The sequence below is a fragment of the Mycobacterium sp. NGS11 genome (assembly GCF_059813315.1).
In genome coordinates, this window is the sequence record NZ_JCALEJ010000022.1 from 41,184 (window position 1) to 62,102 (window position 20,919).

Annotated in this window: 21 protein-coding genes; 9 read left to right on the top strand and 12 right to left on the bottom strand. The window is 67.5% G+C overall.

Going from position 1 to position 20,919, the window contains the following annotated elements:
• The first annotated feature begins 87 nt into the window (after positions 1–87).
• Both AC5Y4T_RS20370 and AC5Y4T_RS20375 read left to right on the top strand, forming a co-directional pair.
• Positions 88–375 carry a CDGP domain-containing protein gene (locus tag AC5Y4T_RS20370; protein ID WP_499917179.1) on the top strand — a complete coding sequence of 96 codons (288 nt, stop codon included), beginning with the start codon at positions 88–90 and terminating at the stop codon, positions 373–375.
• Positions 376–429: 54 nt separating this feature from the next.
• Positions 430–1,689: an HNH endonuclease signature motif containing protein gene (locus tag AC5Y4T_RS20375; RefSeq protein WP_499955094.1), complete on the top strand. Its 1,260-nt coding sequence runs from the start codon at positions 430–432 to the stop codon at positions 1,687–1,689.
• A 79-nt stretch (positions 1,690–1,768) separates the two neighbouring features.
• Here the strand turns inward: AC5Y4T_RS20375 and AC5Y4T_RS20380 are convergent, their stop codons facing one another.
• Positions 1,769–2,839, bottom strand: a complete 1,071-nt coding sequence (locus tag AC5Y4T_RS20380; RefSeq protein WP_499955096.1) for an ATP-dependent DNA ligase — start codon at positions 2,837–2,839, stop codon at positions 1,769–1,771.
• A 26-nt stretch (positions 2,840–2,865) separates the two neighbouring features.
• Between AC5Y4T_RS20380 and ligD the strand changes: the two genes are divergently transcribed.
• The gene (gene ligD / locus AC5Y4T_RS20385; RefSeq protein ID WP_499955098.1) at positions 2,866–3,897 is read left to right on the top strand and encodes a non-homologous end-joining DNA ligase; all 1,032 of its coding nucleotides are present in this window, start codon (positions 2,866–2,868) and stop codon (positions 3,895–3,897) included.
• 94 nt (positions 3,898–3,991) lie between these two features.
• Entirely contained in the window at positions 3,992–5,944 is a 1,953-nt protein-coding gene (locus AC5Y4T_RS20390; RefSeq protein ID WP_499955112.1) for a glycoside hydrolase family 172 protein, read from the top strand.
• Here the strand turns inward: AC5Y4T_RS20390 and AC5Y4T_RS20395 are convergent.
• Positions 5,885–6,715: a rhomboid-like protein gene (locus AC5Y4T_RS20395; RefSeq protein ID WP_499955100.1), complete on the bottom strand. Its 831-nt coding sequence runs from the start codon at positions 6,713–6,715 to the stop codon at positions 5,885–5,887. The two genes, AC5Y4T_RS20390 and AC5Y4T_RS20395, sit on opposite strands and share 60 nt — an antisense overlap.
• A 103-nt stretch (positions 6,716–6,818) precedes the next feature.
• Positions 6,819–7,436 carry a cysteine hydrolase family protein gene (locus tag AC5Y4T_RS20400; protein WP_499917174.1) on the bottom strand — a complete coding sequence of 206 codons (618 nt, stop codon included), beginning with the start codon at positions 7,434–7,436 and terminating at the stop codon, positions 6,819–6,821.
• A gap of 280 nt (positions 7,437–7,716) precedes the next feature.
• On the opposite strand from AC5Y4T_RS20400, the gene AC5Y4T_RS20405 reads away from it, so the two are divergent.
• The gene (locus tag AC5Y4T_RS20405) at positions 7,717–8,916 is read left to right on the top strand and encodes a cytochrome P450 (RefSeq protein ID WP_499917173.1); all 1,200 of its coding nucleotides are present in this window, start codon (positions 7,717–7,719) and stop codon (positions 8,914–8,916) included.
• A gap of 99 nt (positions 8,917–9,015) precedes the next feature.
• On the opposite strand, the gene AC5Y4T_RS20410 is transcribed toward AC5Y4T_RS20405, so the two are convergent.
• The gene (locus tag AC5Y4T_RS20410; RefSeq protein ID WP_499917648.1) at positions 9,016–9,579 is read right to left on the bottom strand and encodes a TetR/AcrR family transcriptional regulator; all 564 of its coding nucleotides are present in this window, start codon (positions 9,577–9,579) and stop codon (positions 9,016–9,018) included.
• A 433-nt stretch (positions 9,580–10,012) separates the two neighbouring features.
• Here AC5Y4T_RS20410 and AC5Y4T_RS20415 point away from each other — a divergent pair, with 433 nt between their 5' ends.
• Positions 10,013–10,402, top strand: a complete 390-nt coding sequence (locus AC5Y4T_RS20415) for a PPOX class F420-dependent oxidoreductase (RefSeq protein WP_499955102.1) — start codon at positions 10,013–10,015, stop codon at positions 10,400–10,402.
• Between the two features lie 11 nt (positions 10,403–10,413).
• Here the strand turns inward: AC5Y4T_RS20415 and AC5Y4T_RS20420 are convergent, their stop codons facing one another.
• The 3 genes from AC5Y4T_RS20420 to AC5Y4T_RS20430 are packed head-to-tail and all read right to left on the bottom strand — an operon-like array spanning position 10,414 to position 12,289.
• The gene (locus tag AC5Y4T_RS20420; protein ID WP_499917171.1) at positions 10,414–11,400 is read right to left on the bottom strand and encodes an NAD-dependent epimerase/dehydratase family protein; all 987 of its coding nucleotides are present in this window, start codon (positions 11,398–11,400) and stop codon (positions 10,414–10,416) included.
• A 26-nt stretch (positions 11,401–11,426) separates the two neighbouring features.
• Positions 11,427–12,092, bottom strand: coding sequence for a cutinase family protein (locus tag AC5Y4T_RS20425; protein WP_499917170.1), 666 nt, complete (start codon positions 12,090–12,092; stop codon positions 11,427–11,429).
• 23 nt (positions 12,093–12,115) lie between these two features.
• Positions 12,116–12,289: a CsbD family protein gene (locus AC5Y4T_RS20430; protein WP_046182002.1), complete on the bottom strand. Its 174-nt coding sequence runs from the start codon at positions 12,287–12,289 to the stop codon at positions 12,116–12,118.
• A 60-nt stretch (positions 12,290–12,349) separates the two neighbouring features.
• On the opposite strand from AC5Y4T_RS20430, the gene AC5Y4T_RS20435 reads away from it, so the two are divergent.
• Positions 12,350–12,502, top strand: coding sequence for a hypothetical protein (locus AC5Y4T_RS20435; RefSeq protein ID WP_499917694.1), 153 nt, complete (start codon positions 12,350–12,352; stop codon positions 12,500–12,502).
• A gap of 39 nt (positions 12,503–12,541) precedes the next feature.
• Positions 12,542–13,843 (top strand): esterase/beta-lactamase LipL, encoded by a 1,302-nt coding sequence (gene lipL, locus AC5Y4T_RS20440; protein WP_499917169.1) that lies wholly within the window; start codon positions 12,542–12,544, stop codon positions 13,841–13,843.
• A 6-nt stretch (positions 13,844–13,849) separates the two neighbouring features.
• Here lipL and AC5Y4T_RS20445 read toward each other — a convergent pair whose 3' ends face one another.
• The 3 genes from AC5Y4T_RS20445 to AC5Y4T_RS20455 are packed head-to-tail and all read right to left on the bottom strand — an operon-like array spanning position 13,850 to position 17,411.
• Positions 13,850–14,908, bottom strand: coding sequence for an NAD(P)H-dependent amine dehydrogenase family protein (locus tag AC5Y4T_RS20445; RefSeq protein WP_499917168.1), 1,059 nt, complete (start codon positions 14,906–14,908; stop codon positions 13,850–13,852).
• Between the two features lie 38 nt (positions 14,909–14,946).
• Positions 14,947–16,086: a hypothetical protein gene (locus tag AC5Y4T_RS20450; RefSeq protein ID WP_499917167.1), complete on the bottom strand. Its 1,140-nt coding sequence runs from the start codon at positions 16,084–16,086 to the stop codon at positions 14,947–14,949.
• Positions 16,083–17,411, bottom strand: coding sequence for a hypothetical protein (locus tag AC5Y4T_RS20455; protein WP_499917166.1), 1,329 nt, complete (start codon positions 17,409–17,411; stop codon positions 16,083–16,085). Before AC5Y4T_RS20455 ends, AC5Y4T_RS20450 begins: the two co-directional genes overlap by 4 nt.
• A gap of 44 nt (positions 17,412–17,455) precedes the next feature.
• On the opposite strand from AC5Y4T_RS20455, the gene AC5Y4T_RS20460 reads away from it, so the two are divergent.
• Positions 17,456–17,788 carry a hypothetical protein gene (locus AC5Y4T_RS20460; protein WP_499917165.1) on the top strand — a complete coding sequence of 111 codons (333 nt, stop codon included), beginning with the start codon at positions 17,456–17,458 and terminating at the stop codon, positions 17,786–17,788.
• 3 nt (positions 17,789–17,791) lie between these two features.
• Here AC5Y4T_RS20460 and AC5Y4T_RS20465 read toward each other — a convergent pair whose 3' ends face one another.
• Together AC5Y4T_RS20465 and AC5Y4T_RS20470 are read right to left on the bottom strand one after the other, a co-directional pair.
• Positions 17,792–19,174 (bottom strand): CHAT domain-containing protein, encoded by a 1,383-nt coding sequence (locus tag AC5Y4T_RS20465; RefSeq protein ID WP_499917164.1) that lies wholly within the window; start codon positions 19,172–19,174, stop codon positions 17,792–17,794.
• A complete protein-coding gene (locus AC5Y4T_RS20470) occupies positions 19,171–20,889 on the bottom strand; it encodes a hypothetical protein (RefSeq protein WP_499917163.1) in 1,719 nt (572 codons plus the stop codon). The genes AC5Y4T_RS20465 and AC5Y4T_RS20470 overlap by 4 nt, the downstream gene beginning before the upstream one ends.
• Positions 20,890–20,919 lie beyond the last annotated feature (30 nt).

A 20,919-nucleotide genomic window follows, 5' to 3' on the forward strand; every position in this document is an offset into this window, starting at 1 on the left:
CGTGCCCGCCTCGGATGCCGATCAAACGCGGCCAAACCGGGTAGTTCGCGCTTGCGCAAGCGGTAGCGTCGTCGGCGGGAGGCAAGCATGAAGCGCCACATCGTTTCAGGATTAGCCGGCCTGGTGATGGCCGCGGGGCTGGTCGTCGCAGCGCCGCCGGCAAGCGCCGGCTGTGTGTACGGGGGACCGGTTCTGAGCAAGTGCGACGGACCCGTCCAGCCGGACGGCACCTGGCAACGCTGTGTGACAGTCACCCAGTTCGTTCCCCATGGCGCCAGTTCCTACCTGGTGCCCGAGAATCACTGCGATCTGATGGGCCCCGACCAGCATCCGGCGGATCTCGGCTTCGCCGATCCGCCGGCGCACATCGATTGAGCTTGCCCGGCTTGGTGGCCGAGTGTTGTCGGACCTCACTGCAATGCTGGTGTCATGTCCCCGACCGCGACTGCAGCCAGCGTCGAAATGCGACCCAAGGATCGTCTCGAGGTGCTCTTCGAGGAGATGGCGGAGTTGGCCGGTCAGCGCAACGCGATTGACGGGCGCATGGTGGAGATCGTGGCCGAGATCGATCGCGACGGGCTGTGCGGGATCACCGGTGCCCGGTCGGTACCGGCGTTAGTGGCCTGGAAGCTGGGCTGCTCATCGGCAAACGCCCACACGATCGCGGCCATCGCTGGCCGGCTCGAGGAATTGCCCCGCTGTGCGGCCGGGTTGCGGGAGGGCCGGTTGTCGCTGGATCAGGTCGGGGTGATCGCCGCCCGGGGAGGGGTGGGGTCTGATGAGCATTATGCGCAGCTGGCCAGTGTCGCCACGGTCAACCAGCTGCGTACCGCGGTCAAGCTGGAACCACGACCGGCACCAGAACCGCGGCCCGAGCCCGAGCGCTCGATCCGCAAGACCTCCGATGAGGCGGGCGCCTGCTATCGGATCAGACTTGACCACTTGGATGCCGCGAAATTCGATGCGGCGCTGGCGTCGCATCGTGATGCGCTGATCACCCAATGGAAACACGACCACGGCCAGGGCAACGACGCACATGTTTCGGCCGATCAGCGGCCGCCGTTGCCGGGCACGCTCGAGGCGTTCCTGCGCCTGGTCGAGGCCGGCTGGGATGCTGAGGCGGCCCGCCGCCCGCACGGCCAGCACACCACGGTGGTGGTGCATGTCGACGTGGAAAAGCCCGCGGTGGCGTTGCATCTGGGTCCGCTCCTGTCCGACGCCGAACGCCGCTACCTGACCTGTGATGCCACTTGTGAAGCCTGGTTTCACCGCGACGGCGAAGTCATCGGCGCCGGCCGTGCGACGCGGGTGATCAGCCGGCGGCTGCGCCGCGCGCTGGAGCATCGCGACCGGATGTGCGCGGTGCCCGGCTGCGGGGCCACCCGTGGTCTGCACGCCCATCACCTCCGGCACTGGGAAGACGGCGGCCCCACCGAACTGGCCAACCTGGTGTTGCTATGCCCGTACCACCACCGGCTGCACCACCGCGGCGTCATCACCATCACCGGACCCGCCGACAACCTCAGCGTCACCGACAACTCCGGGCGACCCCTGCACCCGGGATCGCTCGCGCGCCCACCAACCCAACCTCCACCCGCGGTCGCACCCTGCCGTGGGCCCCTCGGCGAACGCGCCGACTGGTGGTGGTACACACCGTTCCAACCCCAACCACCACCGACAAGCAACTAGGTTTTGGATCGCAGCCCAAAAACGTTGGGGTGTCAAGGAACTCGTACGAGACGCCGTCCGGCCGGCATCGACCGCCGATCTAGCCCGAACCGAGTCCCGGCACGATTTCGCCGAGGCTGAAGGTCACCGGCTGTTCGAGCTGTTCGTAGGTGCACGAGCGGGGTTCGCGGTCCGGACGCCACCGATTGAACTGCGCGGTATGACGAAACCGCTGGCCTTCCATGTGGTCATAGCGGACCTCGACTACCCGCTCAGGCCGCAGCGGCACGAACGACAGGTCCTTGCCCGCGTTCCAGCGCGAGAATTCGTTCTTGCGAGGGGTCCGCTCGCCGGCTTGGTGCGCGGCCCAATTCCACGGGTGATTCTCGAAATCGGTGACGAGCGGCTGCAATTCGTCGAACAGCCGGCGCCGCTCGGCCATGGGGAACGCGCCGATCACCCCGACCGACGCGAGCTGGCCATCATCCTGATAGAGACCGAGCAACAACGAACCGATGGCTCCGGCGCCGGACTTGTGCACCCGGTAGCCGGCGACCACACAGTCGGCGGTCCGCTCGTGCTTGATCTTGAACATGATCCGCTTGTCCGGTTGGTACGTGATGTCCAGCGGCTTGGCGACCACGCCGTCGAGGCCGGCGCCCTCGAATTCGTCGAACCAGCGCTGCGCGGTGCCCAGATCGGTCGTCGCCGGTGTGACATGGATCGATGGCCCCGGGGCCGCCAACGCGTCGACCAGGGCGGCGCGCCGTTCGCCGAAGGGGCGTCGCGTGTAGTCATTGTCGCCGAGGGCGAGCAAATCGAACGCGATGAAGGACGCCGGCGTGGCCTTGGCGAGCATCTGCACCCGCGAGTCGGCCGGATGGATGCGTTGTTGCAGCGCCTCGAAATCCAGCCCGGCCCCGGTGGCGATGACGATCTCACCGTCGATCACGCAGCGCTCCGGCAGCTCGGCCCGGACCGCGGCGACCAGCTCCGGGAAATAGCGCGTCATCGGCCGCTCGTTGCGGCTGCCCAGCTCGACCTGATCGCGGTCGCGGAAACAGATCGACCTGAACCCGTCCCACTTGGGCTCATAGGACGCGTCAGGGGGAATCGAGCGCACCGACTTGGCCAGCATCGGCGACACCGGCGGCATGACAGGGAGGTCCATAGCCTGATTGTGCTGGAATCGGAGGCATGGCTGCTGCAGAAGAGCTCGACGTCGACGGCATCGCGGTGCGCCTGACCAATCCGGACAAGGTGTATTTCCCCAAACTGGGATCAAAGGGCACCAAGCGACACCTGGTGGACTACTACCGTGCCGTCGCGGGCGGTCCGATGCTCGACGCGCTGCGCGACCGGCCCACCCATCTGCAGCGCTTCCCGGACGGCGTCGACGGCGAGGAGATCTACCAGAAGCGCATCCCCCAGCACCACCCCGATTACCTGCAGACGTGTCGGGTGACGTTTCCGTCGGGGCGGACGGCTGACGCGCTGAGGGTGACCCATCCGGCGGCGGTCGTGTGGGCGGCACAGATGGGCACGGTCACCTTGCATCCGTGGCAGGTGCGCTGCCCGGACACCGACCACCCCGACGAGCTGCGCATCGACCTGGACCCGCAGCCCGGTGTCGCCTTCGAGCAGGCGCGCACCGTCGCGGTCGACGTGCTGCGGCCGTTGCTCGACGAACTCGGTCTGGTGGGATACCCGAAGACCTCGGGCGGTCGCGGCATCCACGTCTTTCTGCGGATCGCCAGCGACTGGGATTTTATCGAGGTGCGCCGCGCCGGCATCGCCCTGGCCCGCGAAGTGGAGCGCCGTGCGCCCGACGCGGTCACCACGTCCTGGTGGAAAGAAAAACGCGGCGAGCGCATCTTCATCGACTTCAACCAGAACGCCCGGGACCGCACCATGGCATCGGCGTACTCGGTGCGGCGCACCCCGATCGCGACGGTATCGATGCCGCTGACGTGGGAGGAGCTGGCCGACGCCGAACCGGACGACTACACCATGGCAACCGTGCCCGATCTGATCACGCGGCGCGATGATCCGTGGGCCGCCATGGACCATATGGCTCAATCGATTTCGCCCTTGCTGGAAATGGCCGAGGCCGACCAGGAGCGCGGCCTTGGCGACATGCCTTATCCGCCGAACTACCCCAAGATGCCGGGCGAGCCCAAACGCGTTCAGCCCAGCCGGGATCGAGATCTCAAAGCCGAGAAGGACTAGCCGGATGTCGGTGGCGGTGCGGGCGTGTGCCGCGCTATTCGCGTTGCTGCTGCTGCCGATTTCCGGTCCGGGTGTGGCCGATGCGGAGCCGGCCATGCCCGACACGAACCGATCCGGCGCAAGAATGGTCGGCTGGGACACCTACCGCCGGTTGGACCGGTTGCCCTACTTGAACCCCGGATCGCAGACCCTGCAGGTGTCGAGCTTTGATCGCAGCGGCGGTGATTTCGATATCTCCACGGGCAATCGCAACGGCAGTGGCGGGTGCCTGGCGACGGGCGGTGCCGGCTGCGTCATCGCGGAGGATCACGGTGCGGGAGAGATCGATTCGATCTGGCTGACCCGCGACGGCGGCAACGTTCGTGCCCTTGGAAACATCCGCATCGAGCTGGACGGGCAGACCGTAGTAGATACTCCGTTGCAATCGCTGGTCGACGGAAACCTCGGTGCCCCGTTCGTGTGGCCGCTGGTGGCCAACGCCGCTCAATCGCCGGGAGGCGATTACATCAAGGTGCCGATGCCTTATCGGCGGTCGATGCGGGTCAGCGTCGCATCACATTTGGAGTACTACCACGTCGATTACCGCCAGTTTCCCGACGCCGACGGGATGAACACGTTCTCGCCAGCCGAACCCGCGTCCGACGTGCTGGACACGCTCCGGTCCGCCGGCGCAACCGACCCCAAGCCTGCGGCCGCCGGCGTCGCGCACAGCAATCGGGTCATCGATCTCCCCGCCGGCGCCGGGCAGACCATCGCCGAATCGACCGGATCGGCCAGCATCTCGGCGCTGAGGCTCCAGCTGCCCGAACCGGCGGCCCAGCGGTTGACCGGATTGCGGCTGCAAATCGAGTTCGACGGCAGGACCACGGTGGATTCGCCGCTCGGGGAGTTCTTCGGCGCCGGACTGGGCGCGAACCCCGTGCGGTCTCTGATGTTCGCGACCATCCCGGCACCCGATGGATCGTTGGTGTTATCCGATTGGTGGCCAATGCCATTCGCGGAGTCGGCCCGCGTCACGCTCGTCAACGCGGGGGCCGAACCGGTGACGGGGATAGCCAGCGACGTCGCCACCACCCCCGACGCGCAGTGGGCGCCCGCGCTGGCCGGCGGCCGCGCCGGCTACTTCACCGCGCGCTCACATGCCGGACCGACGACGCCCGGCCAGGACTGGGTTTTCGCCGAAGAACAGGGGCACGGAAAATTCGTCGGCGTCAGTCACACCATTCACGGCTACCGAACCAAAACGGCATTCAGTGACGATGCACCGTACTTTCTCGAAGGCGCCGAACGGGTCTACACCGACGGATCCGCGTCCCCGCAGTGGTACGGAACCGGCACCGAGGACCTCTACGAGGGTGGCTGGTACTTCAAGAACGGCACGCACTTCAGCGACCCGCTCAACGGCCAACCCGATCAACGCACGGCCACGGGCGGGTGCGCCGACTACTGCGTCTCCGTGTACCGGATCATGCTGGCCGACGCGATCGGCTATCACTCCGGGATCCGGTTCGGCATCGAGCACGGCAAGAGGAACATGGTCCAACCCGACTACAGCTCAACCGCGTTCCTCTACACACAGCCGGACGCCGAGGTCACCGGGGGAGACGACGTCAGCCCCGCCGACCCTATCAGCCGAGTCCTGCACGGCTACAACGATTCTGACGCAACCGATCAGCTGCTGGTCAGCGAATACGAGGGCACTCAGGACACCCTGCCCGTCGTCGGCTCGGTGCGTAGCGCCCAGGGCGCGATCACGTTTCACGTCCAGATCGATCCGGACAACCACGGCTTATTGCTGCGCCGCACATCGGATCAAGCGGCCGGCTTCCAATCGGCCGACGTTGCGGTCGACGGCGTGCCAACCGGGAACTGGCTGCAGCCGCGCAGCAACACCTTTCACCGGTGGCTGGACGACACCTACCTGGTGCCGCGGTCGGTCACCGCGGGCAAGTCGCAGGTGACGGTCAGTTTGACGCCGACCGCGGGCTCACCGCCCTGGACCGCCGACCGCTACCGCGTCGACACACTGACGGGGCCCTCTGACTAGCGAGCGATTGCCGGCCAGTCCGATGAGCGCGCCCGCCAGCCCGCCGACCGGCGCCAGCAGCGACGGCCCGGCGAGCACGAGATAGCCGAACGTCACGCCCACCACCAGCAGGGTCTGGTGCAGGGGTGTCCATGAGGTGAGCGGGCGCATCCGGAACGACAACCCCATGCCGAGCAGCAACGCCACCACGTGGCCGACGGCGGTGAAGTCCGCGCCCGCGGCCGCCACCACCGCGGCACCCAGCCACCAGCCCGCCCAGACACCGCCCCAGCGCGCGGGAACCGCCGCCGTGAACGCGCCGAGCACGCACATCGCGCCATAACTGATCCCCACGTCACTGGCACGTGCGACCGAGGCCGGCAGCATTCCCGTTTCGATAGCGGCGACCAGCCCGACCGCGACGATCAGCGTGGCGCCGATGTGGCCGACGGCGAAGGTCAGGAGTAGTCCCCGGCCGCACCACATCAGTTCGCCCAACGCCAATAGGCAGGCGAGCCCGGGCAACCAGAAGAACAGATCACCGCCGTCGTTGACGAATGCGCTCCCGATCAAGGTGCCCAGCTGTCCGCGCCCGAGATTGTGCACGTTGGTGCTCATTCGGCTTACGGCCACCTCGTGAGCGTGTGGACCGAGCGCCGCCAGGATGAGATAGACGCCGAGCAGGGTGACCGCATAGGTGGCCGTCACCCGCACCGATGCCGCGCCGGGCACGGCACGCAGCGGCGCCTCAGTCCAACGCAGGGCGCCGTCGCGGGTGGCGGCGGCTGTCATAGGTCTACCGTGCGGGTCGCGCGGCCGTCGTGCCTCGTTCTTAACGAAGCCTTCACACCCGTGCCGCAAATCTTCACGGAGTGGACGGCCTTGTGACGTGCCCTTAAAGGGAGGTGATCGCAGCGACGGCCTCGTCGGCGGTCACGATGGCCGAGGCGTAGTTGGGCATGTTCACCTCGAGGGCGGCGCGCATTTCGGTGTCGGAGTAGTCGGCGGTGGCATCCCGGACCACGGTGACGTCATAACCGAGTTCGGCGGCGAATCGAACCGTCGCCTCGACGCAGGTGTGCGCGATCAAACCCATGACGATGACCCGCTCGATACCGTGACGCTTGAGTTGCAGGTCCAGATCGGTGTTGGCGAAACCGCTCGAACACCAATGCTCATGCGCGACGACGTCGCCCGGTTGCGGCTCGAACCCGGGACGGATCTCGCCGCCCCAACTGCCGTATTCGAAGGTCTTGCGCGACCACGCCGCTCGTTGCACGGGCGCAACGTATTTCCACGTCTCGTAGTCGCCCGGCCGGTAACGACGATGCAGCGCATAAAAGACCCGCAGGTTCGCCCCGCGGGCGGCCTCGAGCACCTGCTGCATATGGGTAACGCAATCATTGCCCTCGATGACGCCCCGCAACCGATCCCACACTTTCCCGCCCGGGGAAATGAAATCGTTGTAGGGATCGATCAGCAGAAGGCCGGTCGCCGCTTTGTCATTCGCCATCGGACCATCATCTCCCGCGGCCCGAATGATGAACTGCAGATCGTCGGCGCACCGCGGTCTTGACGGACTCGTCGCGATGCTGCTAGACATGGCCTGCGCCACGCGTTTGGGCGATCGCCCAAAGTCGATGGGTGGAGGATGTCATGGGCCGGATGGACGGCGAGGATCACCATGGTCGGCGTCTGTCGTGCATTCAATGGATCGCCGGTCCCCGCCGCTGCGCTGGACGATCTCACGGCGATCTGCCCGCCGGCAGCTGCCTGAAGTAAGGAAAGCATCGATGACCGTCACCAACGACACCGTCTACTACGACCCCTACGACGTCGACATCAATGCCAACCCCTACCCGATCTATGCGCGGCTTCGTGAAGAGGCGCCGATCTACTACAACGAGCGCTACGACTTCTGGGCCCTGTCAAGGTATTCCGACGTCGAACATGGACTGGCCGACTGGGAGACGTTCTCCAACCGGCGAAGCGACATCCTCGAGCTGGTCCAGTCGAAATTCGACATGCCCGGCGGCGTCATGATGTTTCAGGACCCGCCGGAACACTCCAGGTTGCGCGGACTGATGTCGCGAGTGTTCACCCCCCGCCGGATGGCCGCCCTCGAGGACCAGATTCGGCAATACTGCGTATGTTGCCTGGATCCGCTGGTCGGATCCAGCGGTTTCGACATCATCGCCGAGCTGGCGTCCATGATGCCGATGCGCGTGATCGGCATGCTGCTGGGAATTCCGGAATCCGAACAGATCTCGGTGCGCGACGCCAACGATGCCAACCTGCGCACCAAGCCGGGCGCACCGTTGAAGGTCGCCGACGCCGACTCCATCGCCGACGGCCGGATCTATGCCGACTATGTCGACTGGCGCTCCAAAAACCCCTCTGATGACCTGATGACGACTCTGCTCAATGTCGAATTCGATGACGAGAACGGGGTGCACCGCAAGCTGACTCGCAAAGAGGTGTTGCACTACACGCAGGTGGTCGCCGGCGCGGGCAACGAGACCACCGGCCGCCTGATCGGCTGGCTGGCCAAGGTGCTCGCCGAGCACCCCGACCAGCGCCGCGAAGTCTACGAGGACCGGTCACTGTTGACCCGTACCATCGACGAGACGCTGCGATTCGAGCCCACCGGTCCGCACGTCGCGCGTTGGATGGCAAAGGATTTCGAGTGCTACGGCACGACGGTCCCGGCGGGCAGCGCCATGCTGCTGTTGTTCGGCGCCGCCAATCGCGATCACCGCCGCTACACCGATCCGGACACCTACAACATCCGCCGCGACAACATCTCACACATCACGTTCGGAAAAGGTGTGCACTACTGCCTGGGCGCCAACCTGGCTCGCCTCGAGGGCCGCGTCGCGCTCGACGAGATCCTCAACCGGTGGCCCGAATGGGACATCGATTACGACACCGCACAATTGGCGTCGACGTCGACCGTGCGCGGCTGGGAGCGGCTGCGGGTCGTCTTGCCCTGAGTGAGGACGGGTGCGTGAAACTCGCCGAACGTGATCTCAGGGCGGAAGAATGGCCGAAATCCCGCCCCCAGTGCACGTTCGGTGACGACGCTAGCCGGCTCAGCCCTTGCGGCCGCGGCGGCCCTTCGGCTCGGGCATCTCGTACTTGTCCAGGAGCCGGTTGACCAGGGCGATGGCGGCTTGGTGGCCCCCGGAGGATCCCAGCCCTTCTTCCAGGATCAGGGTGCGGCCGATCGAGGCGATGAAGACCGCGATGGCCGCGGGCGGGAACTCGTCGGTGTCGATGTCGTGTTCGCGGATGATGAAGTTCAGCGCGGTGATCTGCTGCTCGCGCCACCGGTCCGACCACGTGGCGATCTCGGCGCGAATCTCCTTGCGGTGGTTGGCAAGTCCCATGAATTCCAGCAGCAGCCGGGTGTCCTTGGGCTCGATGAGGGTATCCCAGAAGGCGTGCAACGGCCGGTCGGACGCCAGCGCCTCCTGCTGGCGCTCCAGGTACACGGCCGCGCCGCGGCGGAAGACGGCCAGATACAGGTCGTCCATCGTGGGGAAGTAGTAGTGCACCAACGCCGGTTTGACGCCGGCCTTGGCTGCCACGCGGCGCGACGTGGCCGCGGCGTAGCCCTCCTCGAGCATGATCTGACTCGTCGCGGCCACCAGCATGTCGCGCGTCGTCGAGTCGCGCGCCTTGGGTCGTTCGGCTGCCGTCACGTTGTGGTCCTACCGCGCGGCCGGCGCTCCTGGCAGACCATTACCAGGATGCCGTCTTGGTCGAGCTCTCGCCGGTAATTCGCGTACCGATCGTGGTATTCGCTGTACCTGGTTCGCTTTGCCATGGAGCCGTCTCATTTCCGAGAAACCGTCAGCCCGCTGGTTTGGGCGATCGCCCAAACGGGGTAGCTGACATGCTTGCACCCGACATCGCGGTGGTCAAGCTTCAGGCGAGCCGACCACGGTCGCGAAGGATCGACAGTTGCCCGGTGAGCCAATCCATTTCGGCCGCGATGGGATGACCTGCGCCGCCACTAGTCAAGTTTAAGTTTCTTAACTATCGGGGATAGGCTTGGGGCATTCCATTCATAGATAGGGAAGACGCGTGACCCCCAGCTTCAAGGACGTTATTCAGTCCAAGTACTTGCTCTTGACGACGTTCACCAAGGATGGCCGTCCGAAACCGACACCGATCTGGGGCGTGCCCGACGGCGACGACACGCTCTTGGTGATCACCGACGACGGTTCGTGGAAAACCAAGCGAATCAACAACACTCCCAGGGTGACGATCGCCAAGAGCGGCGCGCTGGGCAAGCCGAAGAGCGACGAGGTCGAAGCGACAGCCAGGGTGCTACCGAAGTCGGAGACGCGACGCGTCTACAACGCCGTCCTCAAGCGGTACTGGTACCACGCGCCGTGGTTCTACGCGCACTCGATCGTCCGCGGCGGCATCGACAAGGTGCACGTCGGCCTGGAAATCAAGCCGGCCGGCTGAGACGCACAGTGCTAGCCGCCTTCGGCGCGCATCGCCGCGAAGGTGTCCGCCACCGTCTCCTTGGGATCGCGAAAGGTGATGCCGAGGTCCCGTTCGCTCGGGGAATCGTCGGACGCCGGCATCTGCGTGTAGTACTGCATGCCGGCCCAGGTGAACGGCGTTTCGAAGGGCAGGAAACGGTTCGCCCGATCCAGCACCGCGCCCGCGACGCGAAGCGCGCTGTCCGGGATCGGGACGGCGACCATCGGCGTCCCGGCAACCTCCCCGAGCAGGTTCGCGAGGTCGGCCGCGGGCACCCGATGACCGCCGGCGGTGTAGCGGCGTGGCCCGCGCCCGGGCTCGAGCAACGCCGTGTGGAGCGCGGCCAGATCGCGGACGTCGACGATCAGCCACGCGGCGCTGCGGCCGGGGATCGCGTGCATCTGCACGGCCGCCCGCACCCCCTCGCCGGCCTCACCGAATTGGTCGCCGACCGGCGGGCCGAGCACCATGCCGGGATAGGTGATGTTGACCGGCGCGCCCGCATCCTGTAACCCCCGCGCATAGATCTCGACCTGCGCCTTCGACGTCCCGTATCCGTCCGCCCCGCCCACCACCGGCAGGTCCGCGGTCAGCGTCTCCAGGTCCGGATGGAACAGCGCGGTGAAACTGGACACGTGGACGATGGGATCCAGGCCGAGCTCGACGGACTGGCCCAGCACGTTCTGAGCGCCCTGCATGTTCGTGGCGAGCATCTCGGGTGTCTGGCGCGGGTCGGTCGCGACCAGCGCGGCGCTGTGCACGACGGCGTCGCACCCCTGCAAGGCCGCGCGCACCGCGACGCGATCGATGATGTCGGCGACGGCGAAGTCCGATACGTCGACGCCCAGCTTGGCGACGGTGGTGTGCAGCTTGTCGGGGTTGCGGACCAGGAATCGCACGGAGTGCCCCGCATCGGAGATTGCCTTGGCCGTCCACCCGCCGACGAAACCGGTACCACCCGTGATCAGAACCCGCATGGGCTCATTGTGCAAGACCGCAAAATCTAGAGGTGGCTGGAGGCGAAGTTGGCGGCTTGGTTCGTCATGCCGTTGACCGGATACGATGTGTGCGCGGCGAAGTTGGTGGTGTCGGCGTTCCCGCAGATCGGATCGCCCTGCGCGCACAGTTCGAGCGTCTTCGGCTGATACAGCGGCCCGATGGTCAGCGGCGGCGCGTTGTACTTCTGCAGGAACTGGCCCGATGGGGTGCCGAATAATGTCACGGCGGCGACGTGCTTCGCGACGTCCGGCGGCATCGGTGCGGGCACGGTGGAGGCGGGCACGCCCGCGGGCACGGCGGCCGAGGTGGTGTAGCCCGCCACCGCCGCGCCCTGCGAGTAGCCGCCGAGCACCTCTTTGGTATTAGGGCAATTCGCCGCCATCGATTCGAGGTGCGAACTGGCGTCCCGGATGCCGTCGATCACAGTGAGCGGGAAGTCAGGGCTGGAAAAGTCAGTGCTGGCAGGGTAATTGACTGGATACACGGTCAGTGATCTGCCGCCGACCTGCGAGCGCAACGCGTCGATGAACGGCCGACCGATCCCGCCGACACCGGGCGCTTCCCCGGATCCCCGGGCGAAGACGACTTCGACGTCGGGACACGGCTCGGCCGCCGCGGACGCGGCGGGCGCGCTCGCCACGAACGCACCCGCCAGCGCCGCGGCCGACATGGCCGATAGCTTGCGGATGTTCACTACTTCTTGAAGGCGTCCTTCACCTTTTCGCCGGCGTCCTTCAGGCTGGACTTCGCCTGGTCCGCCCTGCCCTCGTCCCTGGTGTCGTGGTCGCCGGTCGCCTTGCCGATGGCTTCCTTCGCGCGGCCCCCGAGGTCCTCGATCTTGTTCTTCAGCTTGTCTTCGTTGCTCATGGCGTGCTGGCTACCCCTCAACAGGAGATATCGAAACCCCCGCCCTGTCATCATGGACGGGTGAGCACCGCGATCGTGGTGGCAGTAGTGGTGGTGTTGATGCTGCTCGGCATCGGCATGGTGGTCAATCAGCTGCTGCGGCTGAGGCGGTATCTGGGGGACTCACCCACCGAAGAAGGCCGCGGTTCGAAACCCGAGCCACCGGACGACTGATAGCTTCAAGCTCGTGAACGCTCGAGGCGTCGCGACGCGGTGACGCCGTCGACTCTGCTGGTCACCGACGCTGGTTTGCCACGCGGTGTGTCCGGTGCTGCCGACCCTCGTTTCGCGAGCGCCATCAGACTGTTCTCCCAGCTGTTTCCCGGTCGCCGGTTCGGCGGGGGAGCGCTGAGCGTCTACGTCGACGGAATTCCCGTCGTGGACGTCTGGACCGGCTGGTCGGACCGGGCCGGCACCCAGCGCTGGACGGCGGACACCGGCGCCATGGTGTTCTCGGCGACCAAAGGGGTCGCCTCCACGGTGATTCACCGGCTCGCCGACCGCGGCCTGCTCTCCTATGACGCGCCCGTCGCCGACTACTGGCCCGACTTCGCCGCCAACGGGAAGGCCGAGATCACGGTCCGCGACGTCCTGCGGCACCGGTCCGGGCTGTCACACCTGCGCGGGGTCAGCAAGACGGAACTGATGGACCACCTCCTCATGGAGGAGCGGCTGGCGGCGGCGCCGGTCGATCACCTGCGCGGTGTGCAGGCCTACCACGCGCTCACCTACGGGTGGTTGCTGTCCGGTCTGGCCAGGGCGGTGACCGGCAAGGGCATGCGCGAGCTGATCCGCCAGGAGGTGGCGCGTCCGCTCAACACCGACGGGTTGCACCTGGGGCGCCCACCGCAAGGCTCACCGACCACGGCGGCCCAGATCCTGATACCGCAGGGCAGGCTGCGCGCACCGGTATTCAGCTTCATCGCGCCGCGGGTGGCCGGCCTGCCGTTCTCCGGCGCGCTGGGCGCGATGTACTTCCCCGGCGTCATCTCCCTGATCAAAGGCGACACCCCGTTCCTGGACGGCGAGATCCCCGCCGCCAACGGCGTGGTCACCGGTCGGGGCCTCGCCAAGATGTTCGCTGTCCTGGCCAACGACGGCCGCATCGACGGAAAGAAGTTCCTCTCCGAGGACCTGACCCGCGGGCTGGCCGGGCAGGCGCGCCGCAAGTGGCCCGACGCGAACATGGTGGTGCCCATGCCTTTTCACCTGGGCTACCACGAGTCGCCGGTTCCCGGTTTGCTCCGCGGTTTCGGTCACGTCGGCCTGGGCGGAACACTCGGCTGGGCCGACCCAGAGACGGGCAGCGCCTTCGGGTTCGTCCACAACCGGCTGTTGACGCCGCTGCTGTTCGACATGGGATCCTTTGCGGGCCTTGCCCGTCCGCTGCGCAACGCCATCGAGGCGGTCCGTGACCAAGGCCCGCTCGCGGTGCCGTCCCTGGGCGCCCGCTACGCCAAACCCGCTCGGCGACGGGCGAATGTCGGCGAGGCCATGGCGGCGGGCGAGGGCTGAACCGGGCTATCCGACGTAGGCGTTGCCGCGCGGCAGTGTCAGCGGAAGATCGGCGTAGGTGGCGATTCCCGGCGCCGCGGCGACGACGGCGGCGATCCCGTTGATGGCGGGCACCGCCGTCATGATGTGTCCGAGGTCCATGAATTCCTCGAGCGTGGTGGCCTCGAAGTACGGCGGCGGCAGGAAGCCGACCTTGGTGGTGACCGTGGGCTGGCCGTCGACCTGGATGACCCAGCCGTCCTGCTCGATCTTCCAGTCGGGTTCCAGGGTCTGCCCCTTCCTCCACCGGACGTTGAGGTCGATCAGGACCTTGCCGTTGACGATGCCCTGCCAGCTGATGTAGGTCCCCGCGACGTGTCCCGCGGGGATGGTCCAGGAAGCCATGACCAGGTCCTCGGTGGTCTGGGCGAACTCGGCGACACAGCGCACCTCGTCCAGCTCGATTCCGAGCGCGTCGCCCACCAGCCGGACGGCCTCGCCGAAAATGGCCGTGCCCTTCGCGGCCATCGCCGGCAGGTCGGGATGGTCGATCGGCTGGCCGAAGCCGACGGGCTTCTCGGTCTCCGGCGAGTCATAGAAGGTGGTGTCGGCGGCCTCGTTGACGGTGACCTTGTCGATCCGGTTGCACACCATGGCCGACACGATGGCCAACAGTTCGGCGAAGCCCGGGCTGACACCCGAGCCGAAGATGGTGGAACCGCCCTTGTCGCAGGCCTCCAAGATACGGTCACGGCCGTCGCCGAGGTTGTGTCCGGTGATGAACGAGGCGGTGGTCACCACGTTGACGCCGGCGGACAGGATGCGGACAAGCTCGTCGACGTTGATCCACATCGGGTTGTAGACCACACAGTCCGGCTTGAGCGCCAGCAGCTCGTCGATGTCGTTGGTCGCCTTGATGCCGAGCGGCTCGATGCCGACGAGTTCGCCGGCGTCGCGGCCGGCCTTCTCCGGTGACCAGGCGTAGCAGCCGACCAATTCCAGCGTGGGGTTGGTGACGATCGATTTCAGTGAGCTCTTGCCGACGTTTCCGGTGTTCCACTGAACGACGCGATAGGTGTTTGGCACTCGCTCAGCATAGGGAATGAGCGGGGTTCTTAGTAGACCTAATAGGCAGATTCCGACGCCAGAATCTCGGCCAGGAACGCGTCTCGCGGCGGCAGGTCCTGGCGCGCCCGCGCCCACCGGCGCGCCCGCTCCCGCATTTCGGCGGCTTCGGCTGTTTCGGCGCCGACGACCACCGATGTCGTCGACCAATCGTGGTCCCATGCCGCCGACTCCGTCAGGGCGCGCCGCTGGGCGTCTTTCAGCGCAAGGGTGGCGCGCCCGGTCGCGTCCAGGGTGCCGGTGCCGTCGATGGGCGCCGAGCGCAGCCGCACCGGTAGGCCGGTTGCCGGGTCCGGCCCGATGACGGCCGCCTGCACGACGGCGACCACCCCCGTGCCGCCGGACTCGATGCTCCAGTCGACGGTGCTCTCGGCGGCGTCGAAGATCGCGGGGGGAACCCCGCTCCAGGCGATGGACGCGACGCCCCGTGCTATCACGCCCGCGCCGCGCGGACCCGCGCCGGCACCGGCGGCCAGCGCGTAATCGTCGCGACGATCGCTCGGCGGGGCAATGATCACGTCCGTATCATCAACTGCCGCAATCAATTCGGACCACCGATCGCCGTCCGCGCCGAATTCGTCGGCGAGCCCGGCACCGGCACGTACCAGGTCGACGATCCGTGAATCATCGCTGCGGACATGGCCTATCAGCGCGGCGGCGTGCGGCGCCAGCAGCTGCGCCACATCGGAGTCCAGGGTGTCGTCGGGAAAGAAGCTCTGCGCCCCGGCGGTCAACAGCGCGACCTCGGTATCGAGCAGCGCGCGGTCCAGGCCGGCGATGCCGTCCTGCCTGCTGGCCGGCCACCACCGGCGCAGCCAATGCCCGATGGCCAGCCTGCGCAGCGGGGCGATCGAGCCCGGCACCAGCTCGACGCCGGTGAGCTCGATGCTGTGGGGGCGCCCGGTCGTGTGGTTCATGGCCGACACCAGCGCGACATGGCCGGCCTCGCCGAAGATCCGCCACAACCAGTCCGCGCGCGACACATCGGTGAACGTGATGTGCGGAGCCGCATCGTCGGGATCGTCCACCGACCAGGACAGCACCGCGCCGCTGACTTCGAGCAGCGCGACCAGTGGCGTCGCGACGGGCGCATCGACGGGCCAGGTGCTCCAAAGCCCGGCATCAGCAACAAGTCTCATCCGGCCACCTGCAATTCCAGCATCGATTTGATTCGTTGCCGGTGGTCGAGGCTCACCGAGCGCGCCACCCCGTCGAGCAGTGCGCGCACGTCGTCGACGTCGGCACAGGGTTCCTGCCAGACGTCGCGACCATGCAGCCGGGCCCACAGCCGGCTCAGGTACGGCTGCGCGTAGGCGCCCAGGTCGTCGACCACCTGTTGTTGGCGCGGATGAATCGGTCCGTTGTCGGCCAGATAGCGCCGGGCGTGTAACACGTAGGCTTCCTTGCGAAGTCGTGCCTGAATCTGGGTCGCCAAGTCATAGCGGCAAGAAGCGGATGGGTCCAGCGGAGCCAGCTGCACCGCGACCTCGATGCCGGCCACCAAAGTGGCTTGTTTGTCTTCGGCCAGCAGCCCCCACGGCGCGCAGGCCCGGTCGACTTCTTCCTCGCACAGCAACGGGATTTCGGGCAGCGCGTCGCGATCCAGGGCGCGGCGCAGGGTCGCGCGCACGCGGTCCACGATGCTGCGGTCCAGCGGGCGGTCCCCATCCGTACCCCGGGAGATCGCCGGAGGACGCTGCGGCGCAATCGAACTCAAGCCCAGCTCGACGATCGACCATGGCAGCCGCGTCGTGTCGGTGCGGGCCAGCGCACCCATGTTATACGGGGTGGTGCCGGCGATCATCGCCGACCAGACGCGCTGACGTGCCGCCGCGGCGCCATGGCTGCCGGCCGCGCCCAACACCGTGTCGAGCTCGCCCCGCAACGAGTCGACGACGGCCTCGCCCGCCCGCACGTCGCGCCAACTGCGTTCCAACTGCTTGGCCAGCCTGGCAACGACCTCGGCGTCCGCCACGTATCGGTGCAGCACCTCGATCGCGGTGCGATCGCGATCCCGGTGGATGTCACCGAGCACCGCCGCCGCCGTCGCGTAATCATGCGGCGTCGGTGCGCCTTTCGTGACGGCGAGCTCGAAGCAGACCGGAAAGTACAATTCCTGGGCGTTCCCGCTGCGTATCCGCTGCCGGCGGCGCTCCAGTTTGAGCGCCTCGAACCAGGCTGCGGCCGAGCGTAATTCGGAACCACTGCCGACGATGAGGTCGTGCATGGCGCGTGCCGTCTCGCGCGTCACGACCGGGGCCGAATACGCCGGATTGCCGCGCAGTCGCAGCACCAATGGGTCGATGATGCGTTTGACGGTCCGGCTCAGCGGACCCCCGTCGTCGGCGCTGAAAGCCTCCACACCCGGACCGATGGCGCGCCAGGCCGCCTCGATAACCAACCGCCGCGGCTGGCCCACCGCCTCACCCCCCACGGCGGTCGCTACCTGCGGTTCGGCGCTCATCAGCACAGAATAGGGCCATCGCAAAGTTTGCGGCAGCCACAAAGTTGGGTTCGGTAGCCGGTATTCGGCAGCACCCTGGTCGCATGAACAAGCTGTCGGGTGAATGGTTCGGGTCCCGCCGTCGCGGGGATGCGGGAAACCGTACCGTCGGGGTCGGCACCGTGCGCAAGGTCAAACGTCAGGCGTTCATCGAGGTGGTGGCCGTCTCGGGTGAGACGTTCATCGGCAAGCTGGCGCGACGCGAGGGTGGTCGCGACCTATCCATGCTGCGGCCGGGCCTGCTCGTGCTGGTGGCCTTCGATCCGACGGCACGCGAGGAGCTTTCGCTGCCCGACGATGTGCTGGCCGTCCACGCGGCCTGGGTGGCGTCGCTGTGAGCGTCAGCGGGCGCCGTCAACCGCGAACGTGACCAGGGCGGCCCAATACAGCGGGCTGGCGCTGACATCACCGCCGCGCCAGCGCCGCAGCTGTTCCCGCTGCCAACGGTTCACCTCGCATCCCGCCTCCGGCGCGACATCGTGCGAAGCGTCCACCGCGGCCACCAGATCCGCCATCGGGTCGGCCTGCTGCGCGCCCAGCGCATCGCGCGACTCAAATTGCCGATACGCGGCCGTCGTCGGCAGCGACCACAAGGTGGCGGTCACCAACTGCGCGCCGTTGAGGATCATCGCCGCCACCACCCCGGTCGCCTCATCGAATTGATAGTCACCCCCCGAGCCGCACGCCAGCAGCGCCACGCGCGGCGGCATCGGCAATCGAAGGGCCATCAGATCCGAGGCGGTCAGCGGGCGGTGATCGCCGATTGTGTTGGCATCCCCGGGGATAGCCGCCGTGTCGGCCAGGTGAAGGGCCGCCCGGTCCGCCCGAGTTCCCCCGTCGTGTTGTTCGGTCGCCGAACTCGCGTGCCCGACATAGAGCAGCCGGCAAGGGGTTTGAGCGAGCAGGCCGGCCAGCCAGGCGCGATCGGCATCTTGGCGACGGAACAGGTCGACCACGGTGTCGGCATGCGGCAGGACGGGACGCCGTTCGAGGAGTTCGGCGAAGTGCCGCGCCAGCGGCGTGTGCGGCGATGGCCTGCCCAGCACCGAGCCGAGCGCGGAGTCCGGTCGCTGCCCCGGCACCCGTGGGTCGAGAACCAGCAGCGGTGGCCCGCCGCGCCGGGCGTCCCAGCCGGCGGGCGTGCGCGGCGAGTGCACGATGTTGGGCGGCACCGCCATCAGCACGTCGACCAACTCCATCAGCCGATGGCCGTCGGTCAACTCGTCGATGTTGTCCAGCCGCCAAGGGATTTGGGCCGCGGCGCGGCCGCTCGCGGTGATCGCGTCCTGGCGCGCACGCACCAGTTCCTCTTTGCTGGGGCCCGATTTCGGAATCGCCAGCAGTCCCCAGGGCACTCGCGCCAGCCGCGCGCTGGGCGAGACGAACAGCACCGCCCGGGGCGAGGTCATGCATTCGGCCAACAGCTGCCACCCGGGCGCACCGATCAGCAGCACGCCGAGGATGTAGGCGACGGTGAGTTCGGTGTCCGGCTTGGCGAATGGTCCGGTGGTCAGCGCGCGCTCGATGGCGTCACGCCGGGTTTCGTCACCGTGCGGCTCGGGCAGGGCGGCGCTGAGTTCTTGCAGCGCGGCCAGCAGCAGCGGCTCTTCCAGCACCCACGTGACGGTTCTCGACGGCTGACCGACGATCTGGAGGCTGGCGTACGTCGCGATCCCGAGGTCGGCGTAGCGCAGCGTCAATGTCGGCCGGTCGGGCTCACTCACGGCCACGTGCACCAAGCGGGCTCGGCCGCGGTGACCTCGCGCCCGTAGCGCTGCAATGCCAGGGCGCGGTAGTGGCTCAGGATCGGCGCCTCCCCGGGTTGCATCCGCAAGGGCGGCAACGCTCCTAGCCTGGTCAACGAGGCGCCCGCCGCGACGGATGGGCCGGCGGCGGACAGGGCGGCGGGCTCGGCGTCGGCGTCGACGGGCACCGACGCGAGGGCCGTCGAGGCCCATTCGCCGAGTCGCGGACGTTGCAGACCCTCGAAAGTTCCACGCGCACTGTGGTATTCGACGAGCTCACTGATCAGCGTGGTGTTCTCCCACTCCCAGGCCACGGCGAAGGCGCCGGCCAGGATGGGCGCCGAAATGCCGGTGGCCCAGCGGGCCCTCGCGTCGGCGTCGGCGATCGAATACCGCACCGAGTCGACGGCCAGCGCGGCCGGCACCTTGAGCTCGGCGGCCTGCTCGAGCTTGGCCATCCCGCGCCAGTACTCCGGTGTGCCGACCTCGCCGCGCAGGACGCCGAGGCCCTCGGCCTGGCGCGCCTCCGTTTCCTGCAGCGTCTCATCGGGATCGCCCGAGCTGTCGAAGCCGAGATCCGCCAACGCATCCGCGCGCCAGACCGTGCCGAGATGATTGTCGAGCTGGGCGTATTGCAGCCAGCTGCTGCGCGGCGAGGAGTCCAGCAGCTCCCGCGCCTGCGCGATCAGCTCGACCGCGTCCGAGAAGTGGCTCCAGAAGATGGCGATCCAGCTGCGCTGCAACAGGATGCGGTGCAGGGGCAGTGGTTTTCCCAACTCCCGCCAGTGCCGCTCGGCGTGTTCCCAGCATTCGTCGGCGGCCTCCAGTGCGCCGGCTGCCAGCCGAGTGAGTCCCATGTACAGCCAGCACCGGGCGACGTCGTGGGCCCGGTCATGACGGGCGATGACGGGATAGGCCTGTCCCACCAGCTCCTCGGTGCCGGCGTGGTCGTTCGCCCCCCAGCGCGCCGCGGCGCGCTCCAATTGCGCTCTGGCCGTGGCCAATTCCCAGCCGTTGGTTCGCGCGCGCGCTTCGGCGCGGCGCAGCCACGGCTCCGCTTCTGACAACCGACCGGTTTCCACGCAGAACCTGCCGTACCCGGTCGCGGCGGCGACCCACAGATAGTCGGACCGCTCAGCGCCGCCGCCAGTGTGCTCGAGGCCGTCAAGAACGTTCTGCCACAATGGGACCGACCGGACATGCAGGTCGTCGTCGCACAGCGCGGTGGCGCACAGGACATGCGCCAGGGTGCACAGGTACCGGTGTTCGTCGGTGAGTTCACCGGGCTCCGAACCGGAGTCGTTGTCGCCCAAGCGCCCCAGCTCCGCCGCCGCGCCATCGTGGTCGCCCAGCGCCGCGGCCAGACCGGTCTGCAGGAACTGGGCGCGCCGCGAGTAGCGGCGGATCATCAGTGTGATCTCGGCGCCGGACAGCCGCACCCGTTCATCGCCGGCGACGATGCCGGCGTAGATCGCCACGCAGTCCCGGATGCGGCGGACGGATTCGCGGACCCCGTCGTAGGCTCCGCGCGCGAGATAGATCTCCCCAAGCTGCGCAAGGGCTTCCACCATGAAGTCGTCTCGATCCTCCCGCTCGATCCTCGGAATCAGCGAGAGCAGCAGATCCCGCGCACCGGCCTCATCGGCGGCGAGCGCCATACGACGCGCCTTCGCCAATTCGTCCGAGATCGACACGGCTGCATCATAAGTCCGGGGGCGGCGTCT

Excerpts from the sequence above, each read along its gene's own strand:
- AC5Y4T_RS20370 (WP_499917179.1), top strand. The coding sequence starts at position 88 with ATGAAGCGCCACATCGTTTCAGGATTAGCCGGCCTGGTGATGGCCGCG.
- AC5Y4T_RS20375 (WP_499955094.1), top strand. The coding sequence starts at position 430 with ATGTCCCCGACCGCGACTGCAGCCAGCGTCGAAATGCGACCCAAGGAT.
- AC5Y4T_RS20380 (WP_499955096.1), bottom strand. The coding sequence starts at position 2,839 with ATGGACCTCCCTGTCATGCCGCCGGTGTCGCCGATGCTGGCCAAGTCG.
- ligD (WP_499955098.1), top strand. The coding sequence starts at position 2,866 with ATGGCTGCTGCAGAAGAGCTCGACGTCGACGGCATCGCGGTGCGCCTG.
- AC5Y4T_RS20390 (WP_499955112.1), top strand. The coding sequence starts at position 3,992 with ATGCCCGACACGAACCGATCCGGCGCAAGAATGGTCGGCTGGGACACC.
- AC5Y4T_RS20395 (WP_499955100.1), bottom strand. The coding sequence starts at position 6,715 with ATGACAGCCGCCGCCACCCGCGACGGCGCCCTGCGTTGGACTGAGGCG.
- AC5Y4T_RS20400 (WP_499917174.1), bottom strand. The coding sequence starts at position 7,436 with ATGGCGAATGACAAAGCGGCGACCGGCCTTCTGCTGATCGATCCCTAC.
- AC5Y4T_RS20405 (WP_499917173.1), top strand. The coding sequence starts at position 7,717 with ATGACCGTCACCAACGACACCGTCTACTACGACCCCTACGACGTCGAC.
- AC5Y4T_RS20410 (WP_499917648.1), bottom strand. The coding sequence starts at position 9,579 with ATGCTGGTGGCCGCGACGAGTCAGATCATGCTCGAGGAGGGCTACGCC.
- AC5Y4T_RS20420 (WP_499917171.1), bottom strand. The coding sequence starts at position 11,400 with ATGCGGGTTCTGATCACGGGTGGTACCGGTTTCGTCGGCGGGTGGACG.
- AC5Y4T_RS20425 (WP_499917170.1), bottom strand. The coding sequence starts at position 12,092 with ATGTCGGCCGCGGCGCTGGCGGGTGCGTTCGTGGCGAGCGCGCCCGCC.
- AC5Y4T_RS20430 (WP_046182002.1), bottom strand. The coding sequence starts at position 12,289 with ATGAGCAACGAAGACAAGCTGAAGAACAAGATCGAGGACCTCGGGGGC.
- AC5Y4T_RS20450 (WP_499917167.1), bottom strand. The coding sequence starts at position 16,086 with ATGAGACTTGTTGCTGATGCCGGGCTTTGGAGCACCTGGCCCGTCGAT.
- AC5Y4T_RS20455 (WP_499917166.1), bottom strand. The coding sequence starts at position 17,411 with ATGAGCGCCGAACCGCAGGTAGCGACCGCCGTGGGGGGTGAGGCGGTG.